3 protein-coding genes are annotated in these 7,111 nt (G+C 66.8%); 1 reads left to right on the top strand and 2 read right to left on the bottom strand.

What is annotated here, in order from left to right:
• Positions 1-185 precede the first annotated feature (185 nt).
• Entirely contained in the window at positions 186-1,418 is a 1,233-nt protein-coding gene (locus ACFQ4E_RS18470; protein WP_386806008.1) for a putative DNA modification/repair radical SAM protein, read from the bottom strand.
• Between the two features lie 220 nt (positions 1,419-1,638).
• Between ACFQ4E_RS18470 and ACFQ4E_RS18465 the strand changes: the two genes are divergently transcribed.
• Positions 1,639-4,197, top strand: a complete 2,559-nt coding sequence (locus tag ACFQ4E_RS18465) for a mechanosensitive ion channel domain-containing protein (protein WP_386806007.1) — start codon at positions 1,639-1,641, stop codon at positions 4,195-4,197.
• Between the two features lie 311 nt (positions 4,198-4,508).
• On the opposite strand, the gene ACFQ4E_RS18460 is transcribed toward ACFQ4E_RS18465, so the two are convergent.
• Complete coding sequence (locus ACFQ4E_RS18460) at positions 4,509-7,010, bottom strand: GcvT family protein (protein ID WP_386806006.1); 2,502 nt, start codon at positions 7,008-7,010, stop codon at positions 4,509-4,511.
• Positions 7,011-7,111: the final 101 nt, after the last annotated feature.

The following is a 7,111-nucleotide window of genomic DNA, read 5'->3' as shown; positions in this document are numbered from 1 at the left end:
GATCCTCGGGAGCGTGACGCGGTGCATGGGTGCGACCTAGGACATGCGTGCCGCCCGGCGGAAACGCCGGGCCGCGCCAACTCGCCCCCCCGGGGCGGCGCGATTGCGCCCCCCGGCGGCTCGGCGCTGCCCTAAGCGCACCGTCGCGTGGGTAAGGATCGGGTGTGGTTCATGCATCCGGGGCATCAGAACAAGGCCAGCTGTTCCGGCTGCGGCGCGAAGCGGGCGCGCAGGTTCTCGGCGTCGAGAAGCCCGCGCGGACGCCAGCCGGGGGCGGTGATGAAGGCGCGGGCGCGCGACATCACCGCGCCCATCGCCTTGAGATGCTCGAACCGCACCAGACCGTTCCGCCGCGCCGCGATCAGGCGCTGCACGGTGCGGGTGCCGAAACCCGGCACGCGCAGGAGCATCTCGCGCTGGGCGGTCATGATGTCGACGGGGAACTGGCCGCGATTGGCGACGGCCCAGGCGGTCTTGGGGTCGATGTCGAGATCGAGCATGCCGGAGCTGCCACCGATCTCGGAGACCTGGAAATCGTAGAAGCGCAACAGCCAGTCGGCCTGGTAGAGCCGGTGTTCGCGCATCAGGGGCGGCGGCTTCAGCGGCAGCGCCCGCGCCGGATCGGGGATCGGCGAGAAGGCCGAGTAGTAGACGCGGCTGAGACCGTAGGAGCCGTAGAGATTGGCCGATTGCGTGAGGATGGTGCGATCGTTCGCATCATCGGCCCCGACGATCACCTGCGTCGACTGCCCCGCGGGGGCGAAGCGCGCCGGGCGCTTGCCGCGAAAGCTCGGACCCGCGCGCGAGGCCTCGCGGCGCATGCGCACCTCGGCCATCGCCTTGCGGATCTCGCCCGCGCTTTTCTCGGGCGCGAGATCCGAGAGCGACCGCTCGGTCGGCATCTCGATATTGATCGAGAGCCGGTCGGCCCATTTCCCCGCCTCCTCGATCAGCTCGGGCGCGGCATCGGGGATGGTCTTGAGGTGGATATAGCCGCGAAAATTCTCCTGCTCGCGCAGGGTGCGCGCGATGCGCACCATGTCGGCCATCGTGTCGTCGGGGGAGCGGATGATGCCCGAGGACAGGAACAGCCCCTCGATATAGTTGCGGCGGTAGAACTCGATCGTCAGCGACACGACCTCTTCGACCGAGAAGCGCGCGCGTTCGATCCGGCTCGAGACGCGATTGATGCAATAGGCGCAGTCGTAGATGCAGAAATTCGTCATCAGGATCTTCAGAAGACTGATGCAGCGCCCGTCCGGCGCGTAGGCGTGGCAGATGCCCGATCCGCCGGAACTGCCGACGCCCTTGCCGTCGCGGGAATCGCGCCGCTGCCCGCCCGACGAGGCGCAGGAGGCATCGTATTTCGCCGCGTCGGAGAGAATCGCCAGCTTTTCGGAAAGGGTACGCTTCACCATACGTTCGTTATATGTTCACCATTTGATCCGATCAATTGAAAAACCTATCCGGAAGGGGCCGGCCGCGCGCAGAGTTCGGGGGAACCAAGGGGAATCGCTGTCGTTGTTCTTGGAATCATGTGCAAACCCGGTCTCGGGGTTGCGCCTTTGCGCGGCATGGCCATGCTGCCCGCAAAGGTGCGGCCCCGGGCCGTTCGTATCGAGAAAGAAAGTTCTGCCAATGGTTTCTGCCGCGCGCTCCGTTGCGTCCCTCCGGTATTTCCTTGTCGCTCTTCTCTGCTGCATCTCCCTCGCCCTCGCCGCGCTGCCTCAGCCAGTCGCGGCGCAGTCGCTCTTCGGCGGCGGCTCGTCGAGCTCCGACAGCGGCGGCGACGCGGCCTCGGCCCCGCTGCAAAGCCTGCTCGACGTCCTGAAGGACGACAAGGCGCGCCAGGAGCTGATCACCGAGCTTGAAAGCGTGGTGAAGGAGCAAGGCGGCTCGGGCAATGGCGACGGTAGCGGCTCCGACAGCAGCAGCGGCAGCGGGTCCGACGGTAGCAGCCAGGATGGCGGCGGCCAGGACGGCAGCCAAGACGGCAGCGGCCAGCAGGACGGCGGTCAGAGCGGCGACGGCCAGAGCGGCAAGGGCGACGGCAGCACCGCGCAGACCGGCCCGCAGAACACCGCGTCGATCGGCACACGGGTCGCCGAATGGACGCAGGAGGTGGCGCAGAGTGCGGCGGCAAGCGCGGCCAATTTCTACGACAGCCTGACCTCGGGCTCGTCGATCCTGAACGGTCTGTCCGGGCAGGAACTGACTGTTCTCTGGGAGACGCTGCGCTCGCTGCTTCTCGTCATCGTCATCACCGTCGCGGTGTTCCTGGCGCTCCGGACGCTCTTCCAGCCGGTGTTCCGGCGGATGGGCGAGCGGGTGCAGGACACCAACATCATCCGCACGCTCCTGCTTTTCGGCGGCTCGCTGGTGCTCGATGCGATGACGGTGATCGTCGCCTGGGGCCTCGGCTACGCCATCGCGGTGCTCGCGCTCGGCGATTACGGGCAGATGGGCTTCCGGCAGGCGCTCTACCTCAACGCCTTCCTGATCGTCGAGCTGATCAAGGTCGCGATCCGTGCCATCGTCTCGCCCTCGGCGGGCGGGCTGCGGCTGATCAACCTCTCGAACCGCGCGGCGAAGCGGCTGATGCGGCATCTCAACGTGGTGGTGTCGGTGATGGGCTACGGGCAGCTCCTCATCCTGCCGGTGGTCAACCGCAACATCTCCTTCGCCGCCGGCAATGCCGTCTCGGCGGTGCTGTCGCTATTCGTGCTGCTCTATCTCGTCGTGCTGGTGATCCGGCATCGCGACAACGTCGCCAACTGGATCGCGCGCCGCATCAAGACGCATGAGTTCGACGAGGACGAATACGAGGAGACCGTCGCCGACAAGCACCGCCTGACCGGGCCGCTCGCGCCGTTGGTGCGCAACTGGCACTGGTTCGCGCTGATCTATCTCGCGGTGATGTTCGTGGTGGTGATGACCCGCCCCGCCACGGCGGTGGCCGATCTCCTGACCGCGTCCGGCAAGGTCGCGCTCGCGGTCCTGATCGGCTCGGTCATCGTGGGGGCCTTGGGACGGGCGCTGTCGCGCGGCATCACCTTGCCCGACGAACTGCGCAAGAAGCTGCCGCTTCTCGAGCACCGCCTGAACGCGATCGTGCCGAAGATCCTCGTGACCCTTCGCATCCTCGTCTCGGTCGCGGTCCTCGTCTACGCGCTGAGCGTGATGGGCCTTCTCAATTTCGGCGCCTTCCTCGGCTCCGACCGCGGTCTCAGCCTCTCGGGCGCGGTGGTCTCGGTGGTGCTGATCCTGCTCGTGGCCTTCGGCATCTGGCTCGCCTTCAACTCGTGGATCGATTACCGCCTGAACCCCGATTACGGCACCATCCCGAGCTCGCGGGAGACGACGCTCCTGTCGCTCCTGCGCAATGCGGTGACGATCGGGCTTCTGATCCTGACCCTGATGTTCTGCCTCAGCGAGATCGGCATCAATATCGGGCCGCTCCTGGCCTCGGCCGGTGTGCTCGGTCTCGCCATCGGTTTCGGCGCGCAGAAGATGGTGCAGGACATCATCACCGGCGTGTTCATCCAGCTCGACAACGCGATGAACGTGGGCGACGTGGTGACCGTGGGCGGCACAACCGGCACGGTCGACAAGCTGACCGTGCGCTCGGTGAGCCTGCGCGCGGTCGACGGGACCTATCACATCATCCCGTTCTCCTCGGTCGACATGGTGTCGAACTACATGCGCGACTTCTCCTACCATGTCGCGGATATGGGGATCGCCTATCGCGAGGATATCGACGAGGCCAAGACCGCGATGCTCGACGCCTTCGAGACGCTCAGGGGCGACGAGGATCAGGGCGGGTTCATCCTCGACGATCTTGAATGGTTCGGGGTGCAGACGCTGGGCGACAGCGCCGTGGTGCTGCGGGCGCGGATCAAGACCGTGCCGGGCAAGCAATGGGGCATCGGGCGTCTCTACAACGAGCTCCTGAAGAAGCTCTTCGACGAGCGCGGGATCGAGATCCCCTTCCCGCACCAGACGCTGTTCTTCGGCGAGGACAAGAAGGGCCGCACGCAGGTGCTGCGGCTCTCGCAGGAGCGCTCCGACGACGAAGAGGTCGAAGGCTCCGCCGAGGAGGTCTCCGAGGAGACAACGCGCGACGCCAAGTCGCCCACGATGGACACGACGCTCGACGACGACGATGTCGCCGATCTCGATCCGGGCGACGGGCGGTGAGGGCGGCGTCGGGCGCTCGGCGGCTGTTGTCGGGTGTGCCGGGCTGACGTCGGTCTCTGACGGTGAAGGATCTGCCTTGGCCGTCAGGATCGGCACCCATCCCGGACGCGCTCGTGAATCCACGTCCGGCGTCGACCGTGATGCCGACGCGTCAGGCAAATTGCGGCAAACGGCACCACCACAGCCGCAGCAGCGCATACCCCGCCAAACGCGCCCGCAAGGGGCATCGCCCCTCGCGCCGCGCAGGATGATCGGGACGATCAGACTGCCAGAGCAGCGCGCGCGGAACGCGCGCTCCTTTGGATCGGACCTCAGCCGTCCTTGCGGATGGTCTCGTTCTTCGGGTCGTAGGGGCTGTCCTCGACGACCTCGGCATCCCAGAGCTCGCGGAACATCCGCACCTTGAGCTTCGTGCCCGGCACCGCCAGCTCGGGACGGACATAGCCCATGCCGATGGACTTGCCGAACGCGACCGAATAGCCGCCCGAGGTCAGGCGTCCGACGCGGGTGCCGTCCTCGGTATAGAGCGCCTCGCGGCCCCAGGGATCGGCATCCTCCGGACCGTCGATCAGGAGCGTGCAGCACTTCGACCGCACACCGGTCTCGACCAGCGCGTCCTTGCCGTGGAAGCCCTTGTCCAGATCGACGAAGCGCGGCAGATCGGCCTCGAGCGGGGTGGCGTCGCGGCCAAGCTCGTTGCCAAAGGCGCGGTAGCTCTTCTCCTGGCGAAGCCAGTTCTGGGCGCGGGCTCCGACGGGCTTCAGCCCGTGCTTTTCGCCCGCCGCCATCAGCTTGTCCCAGAGATGCGCGCCCATCTCGATCGGGTGGTGCAGCTCCCAGCCAAGCTCGCCGGTATAGGCCACGCGGATCGCCATGACAGGCACCATGCCGAGCTCGATGTCGCGGGCGGACAGCCAGGGGAAGCGCTTGTTCGACAGCGCGGTCTCGGGATCGGCGTCGCGGATCAGCTCTTTCAGCACGTCGCGCGATTTCGGACCGGCGATGGCGTAGACTCCCCATTGGGTGGTGACATCCTGGATCTCGATATAGCCGAACTCGCCCGCCTTGTCGGCCGCGGCCTTGCGCAGGTAGTCGGCGTCATAGGCGGCCCAGGCCCCGGCGGAGACGAGGTAATACTCGTTCTCCGCCAGCCGGACGATGGTGTATTCGGTCCGGGTCGTGCCCTTCGAGGTCAGCGCGTAGGTCAGGTTGATCCGGCCCACCTTCGGCAGCTTGTTGCAGGTGAACCAGTCGAGGAACGCGGTCGCGCCGGGGCCCGCCACGCGATGCTTGGCAAAGGCGGTGGCGTCGATCAGGCCCGCGGCCTCGCGGATCGCGCGGGCCTCGTCGACCGCATGCTGCCACCAGCCGCCGCGGCGGAAGCTGCGCGCATCGTGGTCGAAGCTGTCTTCCGCATCGAGCGGGCCGTAGTAGTTCGGGCGCTCCCAGCCGTTCACATGGCCGAACTGCGCGCCCAGCGCCTTCTGCCGGTCATAGGCGGGCGCGGTGCGGAGCGGGCGGCAGGCCGGGCGTTCCTCGTCGGGGTGGTGGAGGATGTAGACGTGCTCGTAGGCCTCCTCGTTCTTGCGGGCGGCATACTCGGTCGTCATCCACGAGCCGTAGCGCTTGGGGTCGAGCGAGGCCATGTCGATCTCGGCCTCGCCCTCGACCATCAGCTGCGCGAGGTAGTGACCGGCGCCGCCGGCGGCGGTGATCCCGAAGGAGAAGCCCTCGGCCAGCCACATGTTGCGCAGGCCCGGCGCGGGGCCGATGAGCGGGTTGCCGTCGGGCGTGTAGCAGATCGGGCCGTTGAAATCGTCCTTGAGACCCACTTCCTCGGAGGACGGGATCCGGTGGATCATCGACATGTACTCTTCCTCGATCCGCTCGAGATCGAGCGGGAAGAGGTCGGCGCGGAAGCTGTCGGGCACGCCGTATTCGAACCGCGCGGGCGCGTTCAGCTCGTAGGGGCCGAGGATCCAGCCGCCGCGCTCTTCGCGGACATACCACTTGGCATCGGCGTCGCGGATGACCGGGTGCTGATCGTTGGTCTTGCGCCATTCCACGAGGGTCGGATCGGGCTCGGTCACGATGAACTGGTGCTCGACCGGGATCGCGGGGATCTTGATGCCAAGGAGCTTCGCGGTGCGCTGCGCGTGGTTGCCGGTCGCGGTCACGACATGCTCGGCCTCGATCACCTGGGTCTCGTCGGAGGGCACGAGGTTGCCGCCCTTCTCGACCATCTTGGTGACGGTGACGTTCCAGTGATCTCCGGCCCATTCGTAGCCGTCGACCTGCCACTTGCGCTCGATCATGACGCCGCGCTGGCGGGCGCCCTTGGCCATCGCCATGGTGACGTCGGCGGGATTGATGTAGCCGTCGGTCGGGTGGTAGATCGCGCCCTTCAGGTCGTCGGTGCGGATCAGCGGCCAGCGCTCCTTGATCTGGTCGGGGGTCATCCACTCGAAGGGCACGCCGCAGGTCTCGGCGGTCGACGCATAGAGCATGTACTCGTCCATGCGCGCATCGGTCTGCGCCATGCGCAGGTTGCCCACCACGAAGAAGCCCGCATTGAGGCCGGTCTCTTCCTCGAGCGTCTTGTAGAACTTGATCGAGTAGTCGTGGATGTGGGTCGTCGCGTAGGACATGTTGAAATAGGGCAGAAGACCCGCGGCATGCCAGGTCGAGCCGGAGGTGAGCTCGTCGCGCTCCAGGAGCATGACGTCCTGCCAGCCGGCCTTGGCGAGGTGATAGGCGATGGACGTGCCGACGGCGCCACCGCCGACGACGAGAGCTTTGACCTGGGTCTTCATGAGAGCGCACTCCGGGCGGGTGAGTTTGGCCCGTCTTAGCCGCGCCGCGCCCCACCCGCCACGAGCCCGCCCGACTTCTTGTGGACGGAAAGCGACATGCG

It is taken from the genome of Litorisediminicola beolgyonensis, assembly GCF_042679605.1.
GTDB classification, from domain to species: Bacteria; Pseudomonadota; Alphaproteobacteria; order Rhodobacterales; family Rhodobacteraceae; genus Litorisediminicola; species Litorisediminicola beolgyonensis.
This window is presented reverse-complemented; position numbering and strand designations above follow the sequence as displayed.

What these genes read in the sequence shown, in the direction of transcription:
- ACFQ4E_RS18465 (WP_386806007.1), top strand. Translation starts at nt 1,639, where the DNA reads ATGGTTTCTGCCGCGCGCTCCGTTGCGTCCCTCCGGTATTTCCTTGTC.
- ACFQ4E_RS18470 (WP_386806008.1), bottom strand. Translation starts at nt 1,418, where the DNA reads ATGGTGAAGCGTACCCTTTCCGAAAAGCTGGCGATTCTCTCCGACGCG.
- ACFQ4E_RS18460 (WP_386806006.1), bottom strand. Translation starts at nt 7,010, where the DNA reads ATGAAGACCCAGGTCAAAGCTCTCGTCGTCGGCGGTGGCGCCGTCGGC.